Annotated in this window: 20 protein-coding genes and 1 pseudogene; 17 read left to right on the forward strand and 4 right to left on the reverse strand. The window is 66.6% G+C overall.

All coding sequences use genetic code 11. The features are described 5' to 3' along the window. The first annotated feature begins 53 nt into the window (after positions 1 to 53). The 10 genes from DN387_RS04975 to DN387_RS05020 are packed head-to-tail and all read left to right on the forward strand — an operon-like array spanning position 54 to position 13,476. Positions 54 to 1,769 carry an ABC transporter substrate-binding protein gene (locus DN387_RS04975; RefSeq protein WP_054914525.1) on the forward strand — a complete coding sequence of 572 codons (1,716 nt, stop codon included), beginning with the start codon at positions 54 to 56 and terminating at the stop codon, positions 1,767 to 1,769. Further along, complete coding sequence (locus DN387_RS04980) at positions 1,766 to 2,698, forward strand: ABC transporter permease (protein ID WP_054914524.1); 933 nt, start codon at positions 1,766 to 1,768, stop codon at positions 2,696 to 2,698. The genes DN387_RS04975 and DN387_RS04980 overlap by 4 nt, the downstream gene beginning before the upstream one ends. Positions 2,699 to 2,723: 25 nt before the next feature. Further along, the gene (locus tag DN387_RS04985; RefSeq protein ID WP_054914523.1) at positions 2,724 to 3,959 is read left to right on the forward strand and encodes an acyl-CoA dehydrogenase family protein; all 1,236 of its coding nucleotides are present in this window, start codon (positions 2,724 to 2,726) and stop codon (positions 3,957 to 3,959) included. A gap of 25 nt (positions 3,960 to 3,984) precedes the next feature. After that, complete coding sequence (locus tag DN387_RS04990) at positions 3,985 to 5,328, forward strand: LLM class flavin-dependent oxidoreductase (RefSeq protein ID WP_054914522.1); 1,344 nt, start codon at positions 3,985 to 3,987, stop codon at positions 5,326 to 5,328. A 22-nt stretch (positions 5,329 to 5,350) separates the two neighbouring features. Then, a complete protein-coding gene (locus DN387_RS04995; protein ID WP_054914521.1) occupies positions 5,351 to 6,403 on the forward strand; it encodes an NADP(H)-dependent aldo-keto reductase in 1,053 nt (350 codons plus the stop codon). A gap of 29 nt (positions 6,404 to 6,432) precedes the next feature. Then, positions 6,433 to 7,323, forward strand: a complete 891-nt coding sequence (locus DN387_RS05000) for an ABC transporter permease (RefSeq protein ID WP_254506015.1) — start codon at positions 6,433 to 6,435, stop codon at positions 7,321 to 7,323. After that, a complete protein-coding gene (locus tag DN387_RS05005; RefSeq protein ID WP_054914520.1) occupies positions 7,320 to 8,969 on the forward strand; it encodes an ABC transporter ATP-binding protein in 1,650 nt (549 codons plus the stop codon). Before DN387_RS05000 ends, DN387_RS05005 begins: the two co-directional genes overlap by 4 nt. Before the next feature lie 3 nt (positions 8,970 to 8,972). Next, positions 8,973 to 10,811 (forward strand): ABC transporter ATP-binding protein, encoded by a 1,839-nt coding sequence (locus DN387_RS05010; protein WP_054914519.1) that lies wholly within the window; start codon positions 8,973 to 8,975, stop codon positions 10,809 to 10,811. A 28-nt stretch (positions 10,812 to 10,839) separates the two neighbouring features. Beyond that, positions 10,840 to 12,060, forward strand: a complete 1,221-nt coding sequence (locus tag DN387_RS05015; protein ID WP_043862769.1) for an acyl-CoA dehydrogenase family protein — start codon at positions 10,840 to 10,842, stop codon at positions 12,058 to 12,060. Between the two features lie 6 nt (positions 12,061 to 12,066). Beyond that, positions 12,067 to 13,476: an MFS transporter gene (locus DN387_RS05020; protein WP_043862770.1), complete on the forward strand. Its 1,410-nt coding sequence runs from the start codon at positions 12,067 to 12,069 to the stop codon at positions 13,474 to 13,476. On the opposite strand, the gene DN387_RS05025 is transcribed toward DN387_RS05020, so the two are convergent. Then, a complete protein-coding gene (locus DN387_RS05025) occupies positions 13,477 to 14,577 on the reverse strand; it encodes a sigma-54-dependent Fis family transcriptional regulator (RefSeq protein ID WP_043862771.1) in 1,101 nt (366 codons plus the stop codon). Positions 14,578 to 14,587: 10 nt separating this feature from the next. Next, on the reverse strand, positions 14,588 to 15,775 hold the full coding sequence (locus DN387_RS05030; RefSeq protein ID WP_054914518.1) for an acyl-CoA dehydrogenase family protein: 1,188 nt from the start codon (positions 15,773 to 15,775) through the stop codon (positions 14,588 to 14,590). A 229-nt stretch (positions 15,776 to 16,004) separates the two neighbouring features. Here DN387_RS05030 and DN387_RS05035 point away from each other — a divergent pair, with 229 nt between their 5' ends. Then, entirely contained in the window at positions 16,005 to 16,220 is a 216-nt protein-coding gene (locus DN387_RS05035) for a molybdopterin-binding protein (protein ID WP_043862773.1), read from the forward strand. Positions 16,221 to 16,262: 42 nt separating this feature from the next. Here the strand turns inward: DN387_RS05035 and DN387_RS05040 are convergent, their stop codons facing one another. Further along, on the reverse strand, positions 16,263 to 17,213 hold the full coding sequence (locus DN387_RS05040; RefSeq protein ID WP_054914517.1) for a site-specific integrase: 951 nt from the start codon (positions 17,211 to 17,213) through the stop codon (positions 16,263 to 16,265). Between the two features lie 177 nt (positions 17,214 to 17,390). Between DN387_RS05040 and DN387_RS05045 the strand changes: the two genes are divergently transcribed. Beyond that, entirely contained in the window at positions 17,391 to 18,389 is a 999-nt protein-coding gene (locus tag DN387_RS05045) for a DNA-binding protein (protein ID WP_054914516.1), read from the forward strand. Positions 18,390 to 19,032: 643 nt separating this feature from the next. Here the strand turns inward: DN387_RS05045 and DN387_RS05050 are convergent. Next, positions 19,033 to 19,548, reverse strand: coding sequence for a GNAT family N-acetyltransferase (locus DN387_RS05050; protein WP_043862776.1), 516 nt, complete (start codon positions 19,546 to 19,548; stop codon positions 19,033 to 19,035). Positions 19,549 to 19,732: 184 nt separating this feature from the next. On the opposite strand from DN387_RS05050, the gene DN387_RS05055 reads away from it, so the two are divergent. From DN387_RS05055 to DN387_RS05075, 5 genes and pseudogenes are all read left to right on the forward strand, one after another. Then, positions 19,733 to 21,046 (forward strand): NAD(P)/FAD-dependent oxidoreductase, encoded by a 1,314-nt coding sequence (locus tag DN387_RS05055; RefSeq protein ID WP_054914657.1) that lies wholly within the window; start codon positions 19,733 to 19,735, stop codon positions 21,044 to 21,046. Then, a complete protein-coding gene (locus tag DN387_RS05060; RefSeq protein WP_003182257.1) occupies positions 21,046 to 21,456 on the forward strand; it encodes a RidA family protein in 411 nt (136 codons plus the stop codon). Before DN387_RS05055 ends, DN387_RS05060 begins: the two co-directional genes overlap by 1 nt. 10 nt (positions 21,457 to 21,466) lie before the next feature. Beyond that, a complete protein-coding gene (locus DN387_RS05065; protein WP_043862778.1) occupies positions 21,467 to 22,141 on the forward strand; it encodes a DUF1028 domain-containing protein in 675 nt (224 codons plus the stop codon). After that, positions 22,134 to 23,285, forward strand: a pseudogene (argE, locus tag DN387_RS05070) (acetylornithine deacetylase); the annotation flags it as partial. The gene DN387_RS05065 and the pseudogene argE, both read left to right, overlap by 8 nt. 141 nt (positions 23,286 to 23,426) lie before the next feature. After that, positions 23,427 to 24,467, forward strand: coding sequence for an ABC transporter substrate-binding protein (locus DN387_RS05075; RefSeq protein WP_043862780.1), 1,041 nt, complete (start codon positions 23,427 to 23,429; stop codon positions 24,465 to 24,467). Positions 24,468 to 24,483: the final 16 nt, after the last annotated feature.

The following is a 24,483-nucleotide window of genomic DNA, read 5'->3' on the forward strand; positions in this document are numbered from 1 at the left end:
CAGCGCGGCCAGCACCGACGTGCACCTGCACGCGGTGCTGGCGGAGGAAGCACATGACCCTGATCACAAGGCTCGCACGCCTGGCCGTACTCGCCAGCGTGGTGGCGCTGGGCGCCTGCAAGCCGGCCAGCGAAGCGCCGCGCAACAGCGTATCGAGCGCCGACGGCGTGCTGCGCGACGGCAGCCTGAGCTACGCCGCCGAGGACTACCGCGAAGCCGCGCCAGGCAAGCCGGGCGGCACGCTACGCATTTCCACGGCGTCCGACACCACCACCCTGGACGTGCATTCGATTTCCCACGGCAACGTGCAGTGGCTGGGGCGCATCCTGTTCGACTGCCTGCTGTACCAGGACGAGCAGGGCAACATCTCGCCGTGGCTGGCCAAGTCGTGGGACATCTCGCCGGACGGCAAGACCTACACCTTCCACCTGCGCGATGACGTGACCTTCAGCGACGGCGAGAAATTCAACGCCCGCGCCGTGCAGATCAACCTGGAGCACATGCGCGACCCGGCCACCAAGTCGCCGCTGGCCGCCGCGTACATCGCGCCCTACGTGAACGGGCGCATCGTCGACGAGTACACCTTCGAGGCGCACCTGCGCGAACCCTATTCGCCGTTCCTGGACGTTCTGGCGCAGTCCTGGCTGAGCATGATCTCGCCGCGCCAGATCCTCGAGGCGCCCAAGTCCATCGCCGAGCATGCCATCGGTTCGGGGCCCTTCGTGCTGGAAAGCTACACCCGCGACCAGGGCGCCACCTTTGTCAAACGCAAGGGCTACAACTGGGCGCCCCCGGTGACCCGGCACAACGGCGAGGCCTACCTGGACCGCCTGGAACTGAGCATCGTGCCCGAGCCGATGATCCGCTTCAGCGCGCTCGAGTCCGGCCAGTCGGACTTCACCGTGGACGCGCCGGCGCAGAACGCCAGGGCCATTCGCAGCAACCCCGACCTGCAGATGAGCAGCCGCATCCGCAAGGCCAACCCGTTTCGCAGCCTGACCTTCAACGTCGAGCAGTTCCCGTTCCAGGACGTGCAGGTGCGCCGCGCCGTGGCCAAGGCCATCGATCGCGACGGCCTGGCCTGGATCACCGGCTTTGGCGAGTACCAGCCCAAGGGCGATTTCCTGGCCGCCAACACCCGCTACTACGACCCCGCGTTCAAGGATGTGCTGGCTTATGACGTGGCCGAGGCCAACCGCATTCTCGACCAGGCCGGCTGGAGCGAACGTGACGCCAGGGGCTACCGGGTCAAGGACGGCCAGCGCCTGTCGGCGCGCCTGCTGATGTACGAGACCGGCGCCTTCCCCGGTAGCGTGGCAGTGGCCATTCAGGCCGACCTCAAGAAGGTCGGTTTCGAGCTGGCCATCGATCTGCTGCCCCTGGCCCAGGTCACCGAGCGTCGCTATGCCAGCAACTTTCAGGCAATCGCCGGCGGCTACTGGCACACCAACACCCCCGACGGGCTGTACATCCTCTACCACAGCAATGCGATCAGCACGCCCAAGCTCATCGGCCAGAACGCCGGGCGCTTTCGCGATGACGCCCTCGATGCGGCGCTGTCGGCGGCGCGCCGTTCCACCGACCCGGTGGAGCTGGCCGCGCTGTACCGCACCGCGCAGCAACGCCTGGTGGAAACCGTGCCGGCCGTACCGGTGTACGAGAGCCATGTACTGGTGGCCTACCGCAAGGCGGTCAAGGGCGTGATCTTCGATACCTCGCACAACACCCCGTTCTTCACCAGCATATGGCTCGACCAGGAGGCCCGATGAACACCCTGCGCCTGATACTCCGTCGGCTGCTGGCCGGCATCGGCGTGCTCTGGGGCGCGGCGACCCTGACCTTCCTGGCCTTGAACCTGAGCGCCGGCGACCCGGCACTGGCCATCCTCGGCGGGCCGGAGGCGATGCCCAGTGCCGAGCTGATCGCCCAGGTGCGCGCCGAATACGGCCTGGACCAGCCGTTGATCGTGCAGTACGGCCATTACCTGGGGCGCCTGGCCCAGGGCGACCTGGGCGAGTCGTACCGCCTGCGCATTCCGGTGGGGCAGATCATCGCCGGGCAACTGGGCGCCACCGTGCAACTGTCGCTGGCCGCGGCGGTACTGGCGGTGCTGCTGGCCGTGCTGGTCGCGGTGCTCACCGCCAATCGCGCGCCATGGCTGCGCTCGCTGGTGTCGGGCACGGAGCTGGTGCTGTCGTCGGCGCCCTCGTTCGTGATCGGCCTGGGCCTGCTGCTGGTGTTCGCGTTCGGCTGGCACCTGCTGCCGCCGTCCGGCTCCAGCGGCTGGCAGGCGCTGATACTGCCGAGCGTGGCGCTGGCCTTGCCGGTGGCGGCGGTGCTCAGCCAGGTACTGCGCCAGGAACTGGAAGACATTCTCGAACAACCCTTCATCGCCATGGCGCGCGCCCGCGGCATGTCCGAAACCGGCGTGCGCCTCAAACACGCGCTGCGCCATGCACTGGTGTCGCTGGTGACCCTGTCCGGCTTCGTGTTCGCCAGCCTGCTCGGCGGTGCGGTGGTGATCGAGCTGCTGTTCTCGCGCCAGGGCATCGGCCGGCTGATGCTCGACGCCGCAACATCCAAGGACGTGCCGCTGCTGCTGGGCATCACCCTGCTGGCGGCGGCGATCTACGTGGTCGTGAACTTTCTCGTCGACCTGATCAATCACTGGGTGGACCCGCGTGCCAAGGCCGTGTGATGCCACCCCCAAGCAAGGACCTGTCATGACCCAATCCAATTCCTACACTGCGCTGCAGGCGCGCTTCAAGCCGCTGTTCGCACAGATCGGCGAGGGCGCGGTGGCGCGAGAGCAGCAGCGCGAACTGGCCTTCGAGGCCGTGGCGTTGCTGCGCGATGCCGGCTTCACGGCGCTGCGCGTGCCCCAGGCGCATGGGGGTGCCGGCATCAGCCTGCCGGTGCTGTTTGGCCTGCTGATCGACCTGGCCGAGGCCGACTCCAACCTGCCGCAGATCGTGCGCGCGCACTTCGGCTTCGTCGAAGGGCGGCTGTCGGCCCGCGAGCCGGCGTCCCAGGACTACTGGTTCGCCAAGGTGGTGGCCGGGGAGCTGTGGGGCGCGGCAATGGCCGAGCGCAGCGACAGCAGCACCAACTCGGTCAGCCTGGAGGCCGCCGAGGAGGGCTGGCGCCTGAACGGCGAGAAGTACTACTGCACCGGCACTATCTACGCCGACTGGGTGGCGGCCGTGGCCATGCACGACAAGGATTTCGTCAGCGTGGTGGTGGCAGTGGACGCCCCCGGCGTGACCCGTGAAGACGACTGGGACGGTTTCGGCCAGCGCCTGAGCGGCAGCGGCACCACACGCTTCGAGCAGGTGGCGGTGCCCGAGCAGCATGTGCTGCGCCGCTTCAAGCCCGGCGAGCTGCGCGCCGAGTCGTACATATCGGCGTTCTATCAGCTGTTCCACCTCGCCACCCTGGCCGGCATCGCCCGCGCCGCGCTGCGCGATGCCACCGCCTTCGTCCAGGGCCGCACCCGCGCCTTCGGCGTGCCGGGCCAGTCCAGCCCCAAGGACGACCCGCTGGTGCAGCGGGTGATCGGACGCCTGTCGAGCCTGGCCTATGCCAGCGAAACCCTGGTGCTGGCTGCCGCCGAGGTACTCGAGCGGGTACACCAGGCCGAGCTGAACGACAGCGCCCAGGAAGCCGACTACGTCGAGGCCGATATCCGCACCTTCCAGGCCCAGCAGATCGTGCTGGAGCAGGTGCTGGAAGTCACCACCCTGCTGTTCGAGGTGGGCGGCGCGTCGGCCACCAGCCAGGCCCGGCGCCTGGACCGGCACTGGCGCAATGCGCGCACCCTGGCCTCGCACAACCCGGCGATCTACCGCGAGCGCGCGCTGGGCAACTACTACCTCAACGGCGTCAGCCCCGGTGCTGCCTGGCGTGCGCTGCATGCCCAGGACGGCACCACCGTGCGCGACGAAGCCAGCGCGGTGTAACCGCCTTCATTCAGGAGCAGCAGCCATGAGCCAGACCGCAAGACAGATGAGCATCGGCATGAACATCCTCGGCTTCGGCGCGCATGCCAGCGCCTGGCGCAAGGCCGAAGTACCGGCCAACGCCTACCTCGACGTCGAGTACTACCGCAACATCGCGCGCATTTCCGAGCGGGGGTGCCTGGACGCGATCTTCCTCGCCGACGGCCCGGCGCTGGCGGGCGACATCGCCCAGCACCCGGCCGGGCGCCTGGAACCGACCGTGCTGCTGACGGCCGTGGCCCTGGCCACCCGGCACATCGGGGTGATCGCCACCGCGTCCAGCAGCTACAACGACCCGTTCAACCTGGCGCGGCGCTTCAGCTCGCTGGACCACATCAGTGGCGGCCGGGCGGCCTGGAACGTGGTGACCAACGCCGGCGACGCCGCCGCGCAGAACTTCGGCCTGGCCGGTGCGCCGCGCCATGTGGACCGCTATGCGCGGGCCGACGAGTTCATCGACGTGACCCTCAAGCTGTGGGACAGCTGGGAGGACGACGCGATCATCGGCAACGCCGCCAGCGGCCAGTTCGCCGACCCGCACAAGGTGCACAGCATCGATTTCGTGGGCGAGCATTTTTCGGTCAAGGGGCCGCTCAACCTGCCGCGCTCGCCGCAAGGCCGGCCGGTGCTGGTACAGGCCGGCTCGTCCGAGGGCGGCAAGGCCCTGGGCTCGCGCTATGCCGACGCGATCTTCACCACCCAGACCACCTTGCCCGACGGCCAGGCGTTCTATCAGGAGATGAAACAGCGCGCACGCCAGTGGGGCCGCAACCCCGACCACCTGAAGATCATGCCGGGGCTGTCCACCGTGATCGCCAGCACCGAGGCCGAAGCCCGTGCGCGCTTCGATGAACTGAACGCCTACAGCGGCGAGGCGGGGCTGGTGCAGCAACTGGCGTTTCGCATCGGCCTGCCCCCCGACGAGCTGGACCTGGACGCGCCGCTGCCGTGGGAGCGTATTGGCCCGGTCAGCGAATTCGAGCGCGGCTCCCACGGTTTTCTCGAAGCCCAGTTGAACCTGGCACGGCGCGAGAACCTGACCATCCGCGAACTGTCGCGGCGCATCCTGGTGGGCCACCGCCTGCTGGTGGGCACCCCGGAACAGGTCGCCGACACCCTGGAGCACTGGTTCCGCGCCGGCGCCGCCGATGGCTTCAACATCATGCCCGACATGTTCCCCTCGGGGGTCGAGGTGTTCGTCGACCAGGTGGTGCCGCTGCTGCAGCAGCGCGGGGTGTTCCGCCGTGAATACACCGGCAGCACCCTGCGCGACCACCTGGGCCTGCCGTACCCGGCCAGCCAGTACCAACGTGCGGCAGAAGCCGTCTGAACCGATTAGCGAGGCACACCCCATGAACTACCGCACACTGGGCAACAGCGACATCAAGGTCAGCGTCATCGGCCTGGGCACCATGACCTGGGGCCACCAGAACAGCGAGCAGGACGCCCACCAGCAGCTGGACCTGGCGCTGGACCACGGTGTCAACCTGGTCGACACCGCCGAGATGTACCCGACCCCGACCCATGCCGACACCTGGGGCAGCACCGAGCGCTTCATCGGCACCTGGCTGGCCCGGACCGGCCGGCGCAGCGATATCGTGCTGGCCAGCAAGATCGTCGGCCCCACGCGCAACCCCGGCAGCGGCACGCATATCCGCGATGGCCTCAGCCGCCACGACCGCGCCAACATCGTCGCCGCGCTGGACGGCAGCCTCAAGCGCCTGCAGACCGACCACCTGGACCTGTACCAGTTGCACTGGCCCGACCGCAGCACCAACTTCTTCGGCCAGCGCGAGTACCCGTATGTCGACGACCCGCAGGCCATTGCCATCGGCGAAACCCTGCAGGTGCTGGCCGAGCAGGTGCAGGCGGGCAAGGTCCGCCATATCGGCGTGTCCAACGAAACCCCATGGGGGGTAGGGCAGTTCCTGCGCCAGGCCGAGGTGCTGGGGCTGCCGCGCATCGTCAGCATCCAGAACCCCTACAGCCTGCTCAACCGCCTGTACGAAGGCGGCCTGTCGGAATTCAGCCACCGCGAAGGGGTAGGCCTGCTGGCCTATTCGCCGCTGGCCTTCGGCGCGCTCACCGGCAAGTACCTGGGCGGTGCACGGCCTGAAGGTTCGCGCCTGTCGTCGGTGTACCGCACCTTCAACCGCTACGACAGCGCGTCGGCGCAGCAGGCCATTGCCGCCTACGTGGCACTGGCCCGCGAGCTGGACGTGAGCCCCGCGCAACTGGCCCTGGCTGCGGTGATCGGCAAGCCATTCGTCAGCAGCGCCCTGACCGGGCAGACGAGCCTGGCGCAACTGCGCGAGAACATCGGCGCGCTTGAGCTGCAACTGAGCAGCGAGACCCTGGCGCGCATCGAGCAGATCCACGCGCACACCCCGAACCCGGCGCCCTGAGCCGCAACCCCTAGCCTGTGGAGGTGCCCATGGCGCCCATCAATCAAAGCGCGAGCGTCGGCCTGATTGCCGCCGAGCCGCTGTTCGTGGCCCGGCGGCGCAAGGTGCGGCGCTGGGCCATCCGCCCGGGCCTGGTGCTGGCCGGGCTGTTCGTGCTGCTGCTGGTGATTGCGGCCATCCAGCCGCACTGGCTGGTGGCGGGCGACCCGCTGGAGGCCAGTGCGCGCCAGGCGTTTCGTGCCCCCGACAGCCTGTACTGGCTGGGTACCGACGAAAACGGCCGCGACATCCTCACCCGGCTGGTGTACGCGGTGCGCCCGTCGCTGGTGCTGGGCCTGTCGGCCACCGCCATCGGCCTGCTGCTGGGCACCCTGTTCGGCCTGGCGGCGGGGCTCGGCCCGCGCTGGCTGGACGGTGCGGTGATGCGCGGGGTGGATGTGCTGCTGGCATTCCCCGACCTGCTGCTGGCCCTGGTGATCATCACCTTCTTCGGCCAGGGCCAGTTGAACACCATCATTGCCGTGGGCATCGCCAGCGTGCCGCGCTATGCACGCCTGGTGCGCGCACAGGCCCTGGTGGTGCGCGGTGCCGGCTACGTCGAGGCCGCCACCACCCTGGGCCTGGGCTGGCACGCGGTGATCCTGCGCCATGTACTGCCCAATGCGATCAAGCCGATCCTGATCCTGGCCACCATCGGCATCGGCGGCAACATCGTCTCGGGCGCGGCCCTGAGCTTTCTGGGCTTTGGCGCGCCGCCGCCGGAGCCGGAGTGGGGCGGCATGCTCGCCGTGGGCCGCAACTACCTGGCCAACGCCTGGTGGCTGGTGGCCTGGCCCGCCCTGGCAATCACATTGACCGTGGTCTCGATCAGTACGATCGGCCGCGAACTGCTGCGCCGCAGCGAAGGTAAACGCCCATGAGTCGCGCACCGCTTATCGATGTACAGGACCTGCACGTGCGCTTTGGCGCCCAGGCCGTGCCCACCCTCAAGGGCATCAGCTTCCAGTTGCACCAGGGCGAGTGCCTGGCGCTGGTGGGCGAGTCGGGGTCGGGCAAGAGTGTCACCTCACGCACGCTGGCCGGGCTGACCGGCGCCCATGCCCAGGTGCAGGCCAGCCGCCTGGACTTTGCCGGGCACGACCTGCGCGAGTTCGACGAGCGCACCTGGCGCCAGGTGCGCGGCGCGCAGATCGGCTTCGTGATGCAGGATGCCCTGGGCGCGCTGGACCCCTTGCGCCCGGTGGGCAAGGAGATCGCCGAGCCGCTGCAGCTGCATACCGGGCTCGACCGCGCGCAGCGCCAGGCCAGGGTGATCGAGCTGCTGCGCGCCGTCGGCGTGCCGCAGCCGGAACTGCGCGCCCGCCAGTACCCGTATCAACTGTCGGGCGGGCTGCGCCAGCGGGCGCTGATCGCCTCGGCCATCGCCTGCAACCCGCGCCTGTTGATTGCCGACGAGCCGACCACCGCGCTGGACGCCACGGTACAGGCGCAGGTGCTGAGCCTGCTCGAATCGCTGCGCGGCGAGAACACCGCGATGCTGATCGTGAGCCACGACCTGGCGGTGGTGTCGCGCCTGGCCAACCGCGTGGCGGTGATGCACAACGGCGTGATCGTCGAGCAGGGCAGCGTCGAGGCGGTGCTGCACGACCCGCAGCACCCCTACACGCAGTTTCTGCTGCGTGCCGGCCGGGCGGTGCACTTTCGGCGCACGCCGGGGGCAGCACGAACGCCGTTGGCCATCGTGGCGCCGACCCAGGAGCCACCGCTGTTGCAGGTGCGCCAGCTGAGCAAGGCGTTCAAGGGCCCGGACGGGCAGATGCGCACCGTGGTCAACCAGGTGTCGCTGCAACTGCGCCGCGGCAAGACCCTGGGCATCGTCGGCGAGTCGGGCTCGGGCAAGACCACCCTGACGCGCATGATCCTGGGCCTGGAACCCCCCGACAGCGGCGATATCCAGATCAAGGGCCAGCCCTGGCTGAAGCTTTCCGAGGCGCACAAGCGTCAGTTGCGGCGCAGCATCCAGGTGGTGTTCCAGGACCCGCTGAGCTCCTTCGACCCACGCTACAACGTGCAGCGCGTGCTGTTCGAGGCGCTGGAGGTGGCCGGGCACAAGCGCGCCGACTGGCGCAGGCGGGCCGAGGAACTGCTGGGCCTGGTACGCCTGGACGCGGCGCTGCTCGACCGGCGCCCCATCGAGCTGTCGGGCGGGCAGCGCCAGCGCATCGCGATTGCCCGCGCGCTGGCCGCCGGGCCGCAGATTCTGGTGTGCGACGAGCCGGTGTCGGCGCTGGACGTGTCGGTGCAGGCGCAGATCCTCGAACTGCTCGACGACCTCAAGCAGCGCCTGGGCCTGGCGTGCCTGTTCATCTCCCACGACCTGGGGGTGATCAACCAGGTCAGCGACGAGGTGCTGGTGATGAAGGACGGCGTGGCGGTGGAGAGCGGGGCGGTACGCGACGTGTTCGACCACCCGCAGCATCCCTACACCCTGGCCTTGCTGGAGGCCATTCCGCACCTGGAAAGCGGCCGTCGTACCTCGTTCGAATTCCTCAAGTTGGCGATCTGAACCATGAGCCTGCATTTCTCGACCCGCCACACGCCGCGACGACGGCTGCACCACTGGAAGATCGACCACCTGCCGGACACGCCGCTGGCCTTCGTGCGCCTGTGCATCGGCAATTACAAGGTCTGGTACTCAAGCATCCTGCTGTTGCAGTGCATCGCCGTGGTCAGCGCGGTGCTGATCCCCTGGGCGCTGGGCCTGATCACCCGGCAGGTGACCGAGGCCGCCTCGGTGCACGCCGCGCTGCCGGGGCTGGTGGCGCCCCTGAGCCTGTTCGGCACGCTGCTGGTGCTGGAACTGCTGAGCGCCCGCAGCGCCGCCGCCTGCCACATCAAGGTGCTGCCGCTGCAGCGGCGCACCGTGACCCTTGCCTTGTTCGCCTACCTGCAACGCCATTCCCAGCGCTTTGTCAGCAGCGAGTTCGCCGGGGCGCTGGCGCACCGCATCGCCGAGGTGGCGCTGGGGGTCAACCAGACCCTGGGCATCCTGCTGTTCGACATGCTCGGCCTGGCGCTGACCCTGAGCCTGGCCACCGCCTTGCTGTGGAGCGCTTCGGGCCTGCTGGCCGCGTTCATGCTCGGCTGGTCGCTGCTGTTCATTGGCGTTTGCTATGTTCTGGCGCGGCGCAGCCACCCGCTGGCGCAGCAGTATTCGGCGGCGCGCAGCACCAGCAACGGCAAGGTGGTGGACGCGGTGAGCAACCTCACCAACATCCGCCTGTTCGCCCGCCAGCCGTTCGAGCACGGCTACCTGGGGCACTACCTTGACCGCGAGGTGGACGCGGCCTACCGCTCGTTCTGGTACATGGAGAAGATCCGCTGGTTCCAGTCGGCCGGCGGCGTGGCCCTCAAGCTGGGCATGCTGGGGCTTGCGCTGCAGCAGTGGTACGTGGGGCGCATCGACATCGCCACCTTCGTCATGGCCACCAGCCTGTCGCTGCTGATCATCAATGACGTGAGCAACCTGTCGCGGCGCTTTCTGGAGTTCTTCGAGGCCACCGGCAACATCGCCAACGGCGTGCGCACCCTGGTGCGGCCCCACGAGGTGGTGGACCTTCCCGGCGCACGGGCGCTGCCGCCAGTGCGCGGCGACATCGAGTTTCGCGACGTGAGCTTCGGCTATGCGCCCGACAAGCCGATCTTCCAGCACCTGAACCTGGTGATCCCGGCGGGGCAGACCGTGGGCCTGGTGGGCACCTCGGGCTCGGGAAAGTCGAGCCTGCTCAACCTGCTGCTGCGCCTGTACGACGTCAACAGCGGCCAGGTGCTGGTGGACGGACGCGATGTGCGCGAAGTGACCCAGCATTCGCTGCACCAGCAGATCGGCCTGATCCCCCAGGAACCTGGCCTGTTCCACCGCAGCATCGGCGAGAACATCCACTACGGGCGCCTGGAGGCCAGCTTCGAGGACGTGGTGCATGCCAGCCGCCGCGCCGGCGCCGACGACTTCATCGACAGCATGGAACACGGCTACGACTCGCTGGTGGGCGAGCGCGGGGTCAAGTTGTCGGGTGGCCAGCGCCAGCGCATCGCGATTGCCCGGGTGCTGCTCAAGAACGCCCCGATTCTGGTGATGGACGAAGCCACCTCCAGCCTGGACTCGCTCACCGAGCGTTTCATCCAGGAAAAACTCGACGAAATCATGCACGGCAAGACCGTGCTGGTGGTCGCGCACCGTTTGTCCACGGTGGCGCACCTGGACCGCATCCTGGTGTTCGACAAGGGCCGCTTGATCGAGGACGGCAGCCATGCACAGCTGCTGCGCCAGCGCGGCCAGTACCACCGGTTGTGGAGTCGCCAGGCCGCTGGCCAGGTCGACGAAACACCCGCTACCGAATCTGCCTGAGAGTTTTCAAACGCCCAAGGAGGCGCCCATGCCGCATTTGTCCGAAGTCCCCAAACACGCCCCCCAACACGCACTGACCAGCGTTGCGCACCTGCATCAACGCCTGGATGCCTTGCTTCCCGAGATTGCGGCCGGTGCAGCCGAGCGTGAACGTGAGCGCCAGCTGCCGTATGACGCCATACGCCAGCTGGCCGCCGCAGGGCTCTATACCGTGCGCATCCCGCTCGCCTACGGTGGCCCCGGCGGCTCGGTGAGCGACGTGATCGGCCTGCTGCTGCGGGTGGCCTCGGTGGACTCCAATGTGGCCCAGGCCCTGCGCCCGGGCTTTGCCTTCGTCGAAGGGCTGCTGGCCGCCGACCATAGCGGTGCAGAGCAGGAACGCCAGCGCTGGTTCGCGCGCTACCTGGACGGCGCCGTGCTGGGTAATGCAGGCTGGGAGGTGGGCGGCGCCAATGGCGCGATCAGCGCGCGCATCGTGCCCGATGGCGAGCACTTTCGCGTCAGCGGCAGCAAGTACTACAGCACGGGCGCGCTGTACGCCGACTGGGTCAGCGCCGTGGCGCTGGACGAACAGGACAGGCCGGTGTCGTTCGTGCTGCCGCGCGATCGCCTGGGCCTGGAGCTGGTGGACGACTTCGACGCCATGGGCCAGCGCCTGACCGCCAGTGGCACCACGCGCCTTAACGATGTGCAGGTGCTGGCCAGCGAGATCCGTCCGCGCACCGTGGAGGAGGGCAAGCGCACCATCGTCACCCCGTTTCTGCAGTTGTTCCTCGCCACCGTGGAGGCCGGCATCGCGCGCAATGCCCAGGAGGACGCAGTGCGCTTTGCCCGCGAGCATGCGCGACCGATCAAGCACAGCAGCGCCAGCCAGTCGGTGGACGACCCCTATGTGCAACTGAGCGTGGGCGAAGTGGCCGCGCGCGCCTTCACCGCCGAAGCGGTGGTGCTCAAGGCCGCAGCGGTGATCGACCGCGCCTGGGCCCTGCAACTGGACCCGCAGGCGGTGGATCAGGCCGCCATCGACGTGGCCCAGGCCCAGTACATTGCCGCCGAATCGGCGCTGCGGGCCGCCGAGCTGCTGTTCGATGTGGGCGGTGCGTCCACCACCGGGCGCAGCCACAACCTCGACCGGCACTGGCGCAACGCGCGTACGGTGGCCAACCACAACCCGCGCCACTGGAAGGCCTCGGCGGTCGGCACCTGGTACCTCAAGGGCACGCCGCCGCCGACCTCGGGGCTGTTCTGAGTGACCATGGCCGAACCCCTGCCGGCCTTGCGGCCGGTTTCGCGCAAGGTGCCGATGATCATCGGCTGCGCGCTGTGCATGGAACTGATCGACTCCACCGTGGTGATGACGGCCTTGCCGCAGATGGCCAGCGACTTCGGCGCGCCGAGCGTGCGCATGAACCTGGTGGTGTCGCTGTACATGCTGGCCGCCGCGCTGTGCGTGCCGGTCAGTGGCTGGGCCGCCGACCGCTTCGGCCCACGACGGCTGTTCGTGGTGGCGATCGTGCTGTTCATCGTGTCGTCGCTGGCCTGCGCGGCCTCCACCTCGCTGTTGCAGCTGTGCCTGGCGCGCATGCTGCAGGGCGCGGCGGGGGCGATGATGGTGCCGGTGGGGCAGGTGATCCTGCTGCGCTGGTCGCCGCGCGAAGACCTGATGCGCAACCTGTCGTACCTGACCATTCCGGCGCTGATCGGGCCCATGATCGGGCCGCCGCTGGGCGGGCTGATGGTGACGTTCGTGTCGTGGCACTGGATCTTCCTGATCAACCTGCCCATCGGCCTGGTGGGCATCGTGCTGGTGCTGCGCCATGTACCGCATTATCCCGGGGTTCGTGCGCGGGCACTGGATGTGCGCGGGCTGCTGCTCAGCGGCACCGCGCTGGGGGCGCTGGTGTTCGGTTTCGAGGCGCTGGGCCACGGCCTGCTGCCGCGAGCGTGGGTGGCGGTGATGATCGGGGCGGGGCTGCTGTGCGGCGCGTGGTACATCCGCCATGCACGGCGCTGCGCCGAACCGCTGCTGGACTTGTCGCTGCTGCGCATTCCCAGCTACCGCATCAGCTTCTGGGGCGGCAACCTGCTGCGCCTGGGTACCTCGTCTGGCCCGTTCCTGCTGGTGCTGATGTTTCAGCTGTGCTTTGGCCTGAGCCCGCTGCATGCGGGGCTGCTGACCCTGGCGGGCGGCGCGGGGGCGTTTCTGATGAAGCTGCTGGCAGTGCGCGTGGTGCGTCGCTTCGGCATCCGTCGCACGCTCACCGGCAATGCGCTGCTCACCGGGCTGACCCTGGGGGCCTGTGCCAGCTTTACCAGCGATACGCCGTACTGGGTGATCGTGCTGATGCTGTTCGCCAGCGCAGTGATCCGTTCGCTGCAGTTCAGCACCCTGGGCGCGCTGACCTATGCGGATGTACCGGCGGCGCTGAGCAGCCGGGCCAGCAGCCTGTCGGCGATGACGGTGCAGTTGAGCATGAGCCTGTCGGTGGGGCTGGCCGCCTCGCTGCTGGGGGTGCTGATGAACCTGCGCGGGCACGCCACCCCCGTCACCAGCGACGTGGCCTGGGTGATGCTGCTGTGCGGGCTGGCGTGCATGGCCTCGGCACTGGTGTTCCGGCGCCTGGCAGCAGACGCCGGCAATGCGGTGTATGCCGCGCGTGGCTGATCAGATCGACAGGTTGAGCACCCGCTCGCCCTGGGTGGCGCCGGTGGGCCGGCGGCGATTGACCGCCAGTTCGCCGATCTTGATCAGGCGGGTACGCGTGACATTGCGGGTCAGGCCCAGCAGGTTGGCGGTGTGCACCTGGTTGTAGTGGCTGAAGCGGTAGGCCGCGCGCAACAGCGCGTCCTCGACCTGTTCGTGCAACGCGCCGGCCTGTTCCTCGAAGAGTTTCTGGAAGGCCCGTTCGAGCAGCGCCTGGGCCGAGTCGTCCTGGCTGGGGCTGTCGTCCTGGCGTTCGATGCGCATGTTCGACAGGCGCAGGTCGTCGTGTTCGATCAGGCCGTCGCGGCAGATCAGCAGGGTGTGATGGATGACGTTTTCCAGCTCGCGGATGTTGCCCGGCCAGCCGTAGGTGCGCAGCTTGTGCTCGGCCTGGGCGCTCAGGCGCACCTGGCCGTAGCCCAGGCGCTGGCTGTAGGCATCGATGAAGTGGCGGGTCAGCGGCAGGATGTCGCCGGGGCGTTCGCGCAGCGGCACCAGCTCCAGGCTGACCACGTCCAGACGGTAATAGAGGTCTTCGCGAAAGTGCCCGGCATTGATCGCCTTTTCCAGCTGCACGTTGGTGGCGGCCAGTACCCGCACATCGATGGGAATGCTCTTGCGCGAGCCCAGGCGCACCACTTCGCGCTCCTGCAGCACGCGCAGCAGCTTGACCTGGATCGGCATCGGCAGGTCGCCGATCTCGTCGAGGAACAGGGTGCCGCCGTTGGCTTCTTCGAACCAGCCGGCCTTGGCCGCCAGGGCGCCGGTGAAGGCGCCTTTCTCGTGGCCGAACAGCTCGGCCTCGACCAGCGATTCGGAAAACGCGCCGCAGTTGACAGCCACGAACGGCTTGTCACGTCGCCCGCTGAGGTTGTGAATGTGGCGCGCCACCAGCTCTTTGCCGGTACCGGTCTCGCCGATGATCAGCACGCTGGCTTCGCTGGGCGCCACCTGTTGCAGGTGCGCCAGCAGCGCACGTGACTTGGGGTCTTCGAACACCTGCGCGGTGGCGCGGATCGAGGTGGCCAACGCGGGCGAGGGCGGTAGGGTCAACAATTGCATGGCAGTCACACTATGAATAGAACGTCGGAATCGGCAGGCGCTGGTTCAAGGCCCAGTCGCCCAGTTCGTGGAGTTTGTAATCCAGCGGGTCGTGCAGGCTCTGGGTGCGCAGGTTGCGCCAGTGCCGGTCGAGCCCCACCGAGGCCTGCGTGGCGCGGGCGCCGGTGACCTCGAAGACCTTGCTGCACAGCTCCAGGCCGTCGCGGCTGGCCGCCACCTTGGCGGTGGCGATGGCCACCGCCACGCGGCCGCGCTGGTCTGCGCCGAGCGCGGCGCCCTTGGCCCAGGCCCGGTCGAGTTCGCCGGCGGCGTTGTCGAGCAAAAGCCGGGCGCCTTGCAGGCGTACCCAGAAGTCGCCGAAGTGGCCCAGTACATAAGGATCGTCGCGGCTATCAAGGGCTGTGGACTTGAACCAGGGCCGGGTCTCGTTGAGGGTGTACTGGCGCGCTTCTTCGAACGCGCCTTCGGCGATGCCCAGGCAGATGTTGGCGAAATGCAGCTGGGCGATCAGCGGCCGCAGGCAGGCGAACGGCGTGCTCAGCGGGCCGGGGTCGAGCAGCAGGTCGCCTTCCTCCACGCGTACCCGTTCGAAGGTGGCGCTGCCGCTGTCGGTCTGGCGCTGGCCCATGTTGTGCCAGTCGTCGTGCAGGGTGATGCCGGTGCGACCGCTGGGTATCGCGGCAATCAGCAGCTTGCCCCCGGCAGCCTCGTCCACGGCCGAGGCAATCAGCATTTGTGAATCGCTGGCGCCCGAGCAGAAGCTCTTCTTGCCGGAGAATTCACGCCAGCTGCCGTGGTGCTTGACGATGGTGCGGGTGTCAAGGGGGTTGAGGGCATTGCCCCAGAACCAGTTCTTGCGCGCCGTCAGCTCGTACCAGGGCTGCCATTGCGAAGGTGCGCCGAACAGACGCACGGTGGCCAGCATCAGGTGGTGAAAGCCGAACACATGGGCAATCGAGCTGTCGACCCGGGCGAATTCGCGCACCACATCGAAGGTCTGGCTCCAGGTGGCGTTCAACCCGCCGAACTCGCGGGGGATGCTCAGGGCCAGCAGGCCGCTGGCACGCAGGGCATCGCGTTCGGCCTTGGGCGTGCCGCCCTTGCGGTCGCGCTCTACCACGCTGCGGCTGAACGTCTCGGCCAGGTCGCGGGCAATCTGCAGCGGGGTCGATCGAGGGGTATGCAACGTGGCGCTCACGCGGGTTACCTGTGCAAAAAGGTTCGGGCCTCAAGGCCGGGCCCTGTCGATGCTAAATGATCTAAAAAACCTTAAATAAATAACGTTTAGGAATGTTGATATACAGCTTTTCATATTCCAAACGGATCTATATTTGTCGTTATTTATTCTTTTTGATTTTTATATTTGCGGTGCACTCTGCATTCACGCACTGCAACGACGGTGCTCCCAACTGCTAAGGAGCCACACCATGACCATCAAGGCGATCAACGTACGTAACCAGTTCAAGGGCACCATCAAGGAGATCATCGAGGGGCCGGTGGTCTCGGAAATCGACGTGCAGACCCAGGCCGGCATCGTCACCTCGGTGATCACCACGCGGTCGGTGCATGAGCTGGAACTGAGGATTGGCAGCGAGGTGATCGCGTTCGTGAAATCGACCGAGGTGTCGATCGCGAAGCTGTGAGAGGGGTGTGACGGTGAGCGCCGGGTGGCCTCACCGCAATGCTCAGTCGGCTGTCAGCACGTCCCTTCTGGCCGGCAACACTTCCAGCTCCCCGAACGACACCGACGCATCCACGTAGCGCAGCGCCGATTTCACGTCGCGCCAGCCCACGTGGGCCATCAGCGCTTTCATGTCCCAGCCATTGCCACTGGCCCAGGTGGCAAAGCCACGACGCAGCGAGTGGCTGCTGTAGAGGCTGGCGGGTAGCCCGGCATCTGCAAAAATCCGCCGCAGCAGCACGATCAGGCTGCCACTGTTGAGCGCCTGCTCGCCCAGGTTGCCCCAGCGATCGAGCTTGCGAAACACCGGCCCGCGGGCGATGCCCGCCACGCTGATCCAGTCGATGTAGGCCTGTACCGGGCACAGGCTCTTCAGGGCAGGGGTGCGATGACTGACCCCGCGGCCCTGCCGGTCCCCTTTGCTTTGCGCCAGGTACAGCTGCATGCCCACGCCCGCCTGGGCCTGAATGTGCTCCACGCGCAGGCGCGCCAGTTCATCGCCCCTGAACCCTCGCCAGAACCCGATCAGCAGCAGGGCGACATTGCGCCGTGCGCGCAGCAGCTCGGGCAGGCAGTGCGCCTGTTGCGCCTGTGCGGCCTTGGCGTGCAGCGCGTCGACCGTGCGCTGCAGGTGTTCCAGGGTCAGGGCGGCTGCCTGGCGCTCCTGCGCCGGGTGCACCGCGCGTATGCCCTTGAGCATCTGGCGCACCAGCGGCGCCTTGGTGGGGTCGGGAAAGCCCTGGCTGGTGTGCCACTGGCCCAGCGCGGCCAGGCGCTGGCGCAAGGTGTTGATCGAGTGCTGCTCGGCGTAATCGGCCAGGTAGCGCGCGATGCTGTCGGCCGTGGCCGGTAGAAAGCCACCCCAGCTCACCTCGAAATGCTCCACGGCCGCGCGGTAGCTGCGCCGCGTGTTGTCCCTTACGGCTGCGTCCAGGTAGCGATCGAGCTTGTTCATCGGCAGGTTCTCCATCGGTGTACGGCTGAGCGATTGCAACCGGGCGTTTTTTGCCTATCACATGTGATAAGCCGTGATTATTTCATCTTTTATTTTGATTTCTATAGGCATTTTTCCAATTTCATTTAGTATGTATCTACATAGTACGTACCACATTACGAAATAGTAGGAGCACCCATGGCCCGTGGCGGTATCAACAAGGCAATCGTGCAGAAGGCGCGTCAGGCGCTATTGGCCCGTGGCGAACACCCCAGTATCGATGCCGTACGTATCGAGCTGGGCAACACCGGGTCCAAGACCACGATTCACCGCTACCTCAAGGAGCTGGACGCGCAGCAACCGACACTGGCAGCGGACAAGCCGGGCATGAGCGAAGCCCTGGCCAACCTGGTCAGTCAGCTGGCCCAGCAACTGGTGGAGGAGGGCGACGCACGTATCGAGGCGGCGCAGAACGTGTTCGACCATGAAAAGGCGGCGTTGCAGGGCGAACTGCAGGCGATCCAGCAGGCGCTGGCGACCCTGCAGCAGCAACACCAGATTCAGGCCGAGGCGCTGGCGGGTGAGTCGGCGCAGCTGGCCACGACCCGCAGTACCCTGCAGACCGAGCAGACGCGCAATGCCACCTTGAATCAGGCGGTAGGTGAGTTGAACCTGCGCCTGAACGACAAGGACGAGCAGATCCAGTCGCTGGAAGACAAGCACCAGCATGCCCGCGATGCGCTGGAGCATTACCGCACCGCCACGCGTGAGCAGCGCGAACAGGATCAGCGTCGGCATGAGGCGCAGGTACAGCAGTTGCAGGTCGAGGTGCGTCAGTTGCAGCAGAGCCTGATCGTCAAGCAGGACGAACTGACGCGGCTCAACCGCGACAACGAGCGCTTGCTGGTGGAGGCGCGGCAGGTGCAGCGTGAGCGGCAGGCGCTGCAGGACCAGCAGGCGCAACAGGCACAGGAGATCAAGACCTTGATGGCCAGCCTGGCGCAGTCGCTGGGTGCGCGGGAGGAGCTGTTGCGGCAGAACCAGGTGCTGGGGCAGCAGGTGGAGCAGGGGGCGGGTGAACAACGCCAGCAACAGCAGGTGATTGAGCAATTGCAGGCGCAGGTCGAGCAGCGCGATGCGCAGTTGGAGTCGCTCAAAGCCGCCGCGCAGCCACCGCAAGGCGAGCCCGAAGGTTGAATCACTAGCTACCCACAATCACTTCCACGATAGGTGACTCCGAGACGTTCATTATTTCGTCATTCGTTACTCTGTAGCGAACCTGTTTGGCACCGGATGCGCCCAAGGAGCTTGCGGGAACTGTAATGCTCAGGGGCGGATATGAAGCTATCGGGAGGGTGTAAGTGCGAGTATCTACGACTACCCAACCCACAAGAACCTCAAAAATATCTTGGCTTCCGTGGTCTCCATAGGTGTTGAAATGGAAGCCTGGTATGAAAACGTCGAGGCCGGCACTGGGATCGGTAAGGTGGTGCTTCCCCTCAATCATGTCCGTATTCGTCAATTCTGGAGCGGGTAATGTGTCACTTGAAAAATTATCGGCACACATTTCTGAGATTTCCTTTTTGCGTGGATTAAATTCAGCGATACCTTGCTTATATAACCTCACATGCTTAAGAGCGCACCTGACATAAATATCAGGTGCTGCGTCAGGGCCTCAACGTGCACACCTTGGTTTGCCCAGCGCTCTTGAAATCGAGCGCCGCCCGCGCGGCGCTTCGCCGGCAAGGCCGGCTCCTACAGTTGTTGCAACGCACCATGGCCGGCAGGACTTGAGTTGTCAGCCTTGTTCGCCCGGCTCAGGTCCTGGGAGAGACGCAAGCTAGTCGCGCAATGACAAGCGCATCGCACACCGCCCCTGCAACCCTCGCGAAGCCTCGTACGCCATCTGCCGGCGCAACATACCGCTTAACGACGCCTCTTCCAGCCTCTCGAAACCCAACCGTGCATAAAACGGTGCATTCCACGGCACCGCCACAAAGGTGGTGAGGGTCAGGGCCGCGAAGCCCTGGGCCTCGGCATGCGCGCGCACGGCCGCAATCAATCGCCGACCCAGGCCCTGGCCTTGCTGCGCATGATCCACCGCCAGCTCTTCGATGTGCAGCGACTCATCGAACGCGCTGGCACACACGAACCCAATTGGGCGATCCCGCCGATCCACCACCACCCACTCGAGCCCGGCAGCCACGAACTCCAGGTGCTCGACGCTGCTGAGCACCGTGTGCTCGGCAATCCACGCCAGTGCCGGCACTTGCACAAAGGCCTGGGCCGCAGAGCGCTCTATGTCAGGCAGCAGGGGAGCATCGGTAGGGGTGGCCAGGCGAATGGAAAAGGACATCGGGCACGCTCTGCAATGGGAACCCACGCAGTCTGTGCAAAGCACCAGGGTTGTGCAAGCGCCCCTGGCATGGGCAATACGGGGGCACGCTTTTTCCTTGCCAGTGGCGACATAAATCATAATTTCGCTAATACCCGGCGGCGCACAGAATGCGGGCAACCCCCTCATGCAGAAGCGCACAGCCATGACCGTTGAAAAAACCCGAATTGATACGCTTGTAGTAGGCGCCGGTCAGGCCGGCGTGGCCATGAGTGAGCACCTGGGCCGCCTCGGGGTGCAGCACCTGGTGCTGGAACGCAACCGCATCGCCGAAGCCTGGCGCACCGGTCGCTGGGACTCGCTGGTGGCCAACGGCCCGGCCTGGCACGACCGCTTCCCGGGCCTGGAATTCGAAGGCCTGGATGCCGACGCCTTCGCCGGCAAGGATCAGGTGGCGGCCTACTTCGAGACCTATGCCAAGAAGATCGACGCGCCCATTCGTACCGGTGTCGAAGTGCTCAAGGTCGAACGCAACGAAGGTCGCCAGGGCTTTACGGTGCAGACCTCCACGGGCCTGATCGAGGCGAACCAGGTGGTGGTGGCCACCGGGCCGTTCCAGCGCCCGGTGATCCCGCCCATCGCCCCGCAGCTTCCCGGCATCACCCAGCTGCATTCGGCCGACTACCACAACCCCCGGCAATTGCCCGAAGGCGCGGTGCTGGTGGTGGGCGCGGGCTCCTCGGGTGTGCAGATCGCCGATGAACTGCAGCGCGCCGGCAAGCAGGTGTACCTGTCGGTGGGCGCGCACGATCGCCCGCCACGTGCCTACCGCAATCGCGACTTCTGCTGGTGGCTGGGGGTGCTCGGCCTGTGGGACGCCGAAGGCGTGCAGCCCGGCAAGGAGCACGTGACCATCGCGGTCAGCGGTGCCCGTGGCGGACATACCGTGGACTTTCGCAAGCTGGCCCACCAGGGCATCACGCTGGTGGGCCTGACCCGCGCATTCGATCAAGGTGTGGTCAGCTTCGAGGCCAACCTGGCCGAGAACATCGCCCGCGGCGACGAGAACTACCTGGCGCTGCTGGATGCCGCCGACGACTACATTGCACGCAACGGCCTGGACCTGCCCGAGGAACCCGAAGCACGCCACATGCTGCCCGACCCGCAGTGCCTGACCCAACCTATTCTTGAGCTGGACCTGGCCAAGGCCGGTGTCAGCTCGATCATCTGGGCCACCGGTTACTCGACCGACTACAGCTGGCTGAAGGTCGATGCCTTCAAGCCCGACGGCAAGCCACAGCATCAGCGCGGTGTGTCCCGCGAACCGGGGATCTATTTCGTCGGCCTGCCGTGGCTGTCGCGCCGTGGCTCCGCCTTTATCTGGGGCGTGTGGCACGACGCCCGGCACATCGCCGAGCACATCGTGAAACAGCGCACCTATTTCGACTACCGCGACGCCGCGCAACGCGAGGCTGCCGCCCACTGTGATTCCAACGTCCAGAAACTGGGAGTACGTTGATGCCTACCCATACCCGCATCCGCATGTTCAACACCAAGGATACCTACCCCAACCAGACCCTGGACAACGACCTGTGCCAGGCCGTGCGTGCCGGCAACACGGTCTACGTGCGTGGCCAGGTGGGCACCGATTTCGACGGCCAACTGGTCGGCCTTGGCGACCCGCGGGCCCAGGCCGAGCAGGCCATGCGCAACGTCAAGCAACTGCTCGAAGAAGCCGGCAGCGACCTGAGCCACATCGTCAAGACCACCACCTACCTGATCGACCCGCGCTACCGCGAGCCGGTGTACCAGGAGGTCGGCAAATGGCTCAAGGGCGTGTTTCCGATTTCCACCGGGCTGGTGGTCAGTGCCCTGGGCCAACCGCAATGGCTGATGGAAATCGACGTGATCGCGGTGATCCCCGAATAAGGAGCGGCACATGACTTTTTCTATCGTCGGACGCTGCGCCGAAACCGGCCAGCTGGGTATCGCCATCAGCTCGTCGAGCATCGCCGTGGGCGCGCGTTGCCCATGGCTGCGCGCCGGCGTGGGCGCGGTGTCGAGCCAGAACATCACGTTGCCGGCGCTGGGCCCGCAGATACTCGATGGCCTGGCCGACGGGCTGGCACCTGCCACGGCCTTGGACCAGGCGCTGTCGAGCAATGGCTATGGCCAGTACCGTCAGGTAGCGGTGGTGGATGCCCAGGGGCGCACCGCACTCTTCAGTGGCAGCCACGCACTGGGCACCCACAATGCAGTGGCAGGCGATCAATGCGTGGCCGCCGGCAACCTGCTGGCCAGCAGCGCGGTGATCGAACGCATGGTCGAGGCCTTCGAGCGCAGCGAGGGCTGCCTGGCCGCCCGGTTGCTCACGGCATTGCAGGCGGGGCAGGCCGCAGGCGGCGAGGCCGGGGCGGTGCACTCGGCGGCACTGTCGGTGGTCGGCGACCTGACCTGGCCGATCGTCGACCTACGGGTGGACTGGGCCGACGAGAATCCCATCGGCGAACTGCACAAACTGTGGACCGCCTATGAACCCCAGTTGCAGGACTACCTGACCCGCGCCCTGGACCCGACGCAGGCGCCCAGCTACGGAGTGCCCGGCGATGAGTGAATGGCGCAGCCGCACCCTGCTGGCGCAGCTGGTCGGCTTCGCCACGGTGAGCCGGGATTCGAACCTGGCGCTGATCGAGTTCGTGCGCGATTACCTGGACGATCTGGGGGTGGACTGCGAGCTGATCTACAACGCCGAACGCACCAAGGCCAACCTGCTGGCCAGCATCGGCCCGGGGGTGGAGGGCGGCGTGGTGCTGTCCGGACACACCGATGTGGTGCCGGTGGACGGCCAGGCCTGGACGGTGCCGCCGTTCGACCTGAGCGAGCAGGACGGCAAGCTGTACGGCCGGGGCACTGCCGACATGAAAGGCTACCTGGCCTCGGTGCTGGCGGCGGTGCCGCTGTTTCTGGCAAGCCCGTTGCGCCGCCCGGTACACCTGGCGTTTTCGTATGACGAAGAGGTGGGTTGCCTGGGGGTACGCAGCCTGCTCGAGGTGTTGCCACGGCGTATCCCGATGCCGGCGCTGTGCCTGATCGGCGAACCCACCGAACTCAAGCCGGTGCTCGGGCACAAGGGCAAGCTGGCCATGCGCTGCCATGTGCACGGCGCGGCCTGTCATTCGGCCTACGCGCCCTATGGCGTCAACGCCATCGAGCAGGCGGCGCGGCTGATCGGCCAGCTGGGCGCAATCGGTACGCGCCTGGCGGCGCCGGAGCTTCACGACGAACGATTTGACCCGGCATTTTCGACCGTGCAGGTGGGCACGATCCAGGGCGGCACGGCGCTGAACATCGTGCCGGCCGATTGCCGTTTCGATTTCGAGGTGCGGGCGCTGCCGGCGTTCGCCCCGCAAGCGGTGGCCGATGAATTGCAGGCGTTTGCCGCGCGTGAAGTAGTGCCGGCGATGCAGGCGGTCAATGCCGACAGCGGCATTCGTTTCGAAGCGCTGTCAAGCTACCCGGGGCTTGCCACGCCACCGGACAGCGCGGCGGCGCAGCTGATTGCCCGGCTGTGCGGCAGCGATGCCTTCAGCACGGTGGCCTTTGGCACCGAAGGCGGGCTGTTCGACCAGGCCGGGATACCGGCGGTGGTCTGCGGGCCGGGCAGCATGGACCAGGGACACAAGCCGGACGAATACGTCAGCGTCGAACAGCTGGCTGGTTGTGACCGGTTGATGGAGCGTCTGGCGGCGTTTTTGAGCGGACATAACACACAGATCGGCATACGAGCCGGCCAACGTTGCACCTTTTACTGCCGTAGAGCAGGACGACCGTACCCGCGGTCGCCTAACAAAACCCCGCCGGCGCGCACGAGCGTGCCGGCCTAGTCGAGGAAGTGAGCCATGACCCGATCCTTGCGTTGCAGCGTTCCGTTTGCCCTGGCCCTGTTGAGCAGTGCCGTGTTTGCCGCCCCGCAGAACCTGACCGTCATCTCGTTTGGCGGCGCCACCAAGCAGGCACAGGAAAAGGCCTACTTCCAGCCATTCAATGCCAGCGGTGCGGGCACCGTGGTGGCAGGCGAGTACAACGGCGAGCTGTCGAAAATCAAGGCCATGGTCGACGTCGGCCACACCAGCTGGGATGTGGTCGAGGTCGAAAGCCCCGAGCTGTTGCGCGGCTGTGATGAAGGCCTGTTCGAGAAACTCGACCCGCAACGTTTCGGTGACCAGGCCAATTTTGTGCCCGGCACCTTCACCGAGTGCGGCGTGGCCACCTATGTATGGTCGATGGTGATGGCCTACGACCATGCCAAGCTGGCCAAGGGGCCGACCTCATGGGCGGACTTCTGGAACGTGAAGGACTTCCCCGGCAAGCGCGGCCTGCGCAAGGGCGCCAAGTACACCCTGGAGATCGCCTTGCTCGCCGACGGCGTCAAGCCCGATGAGTTGTACAAGGTGCTCGGCACCCCTGAAGGGGTGAGCCGCGCGTTCGCCAAGCTGGACCAGATCAAGTCCAACATCCAGTGGTGGGAAGCCGGGGCGCAACCTGCGCAGTGGTTGATTGCCGGCGATGTGGTGATGAGCGCGGCGTACAACGGGCGCATCGCGGCTGCGCAGAAGGAGGGCATGAAGCTGAGCATCGTATGGCCGCAGAGCCTGTTCGACCCTGAATACTGGGCGGTGGTGAAGGGTACGCCGAACAAGAAACTGGCCGAGGATTTCATTGCGTTCGCCAGCCAGCCACAGGCGCAGAAGGTGTTCTCGGAAAACATTCCGTATGGCCCGGTAAACAAGCAGACCCTGGGTTTGCTGCCAGCCGAAGTACAGAAGCAGCTGCCCACTGCCGAAGCCAACCTGGCCCAGGCGCGAGCAGTGGATGCGGCGTTCTGGGTTGACCATGGCGAGGAGCTGGAACAACGCTTCAATGCCTGGGCGGCACGCTGATTCGAGCCAATATCCC

Source organism: Pseudomonas sp. FBF18 (genome assembly GCF_024261405.1).
GTDB classification, from domain to species: domain Bacteria; phylum Pseudomonadota; class Gammaproteobacteria; order Pseudomonadales; family Pseudomonadaceae; genus Aquipseudomonas; species Aquipseudomonas palmensis.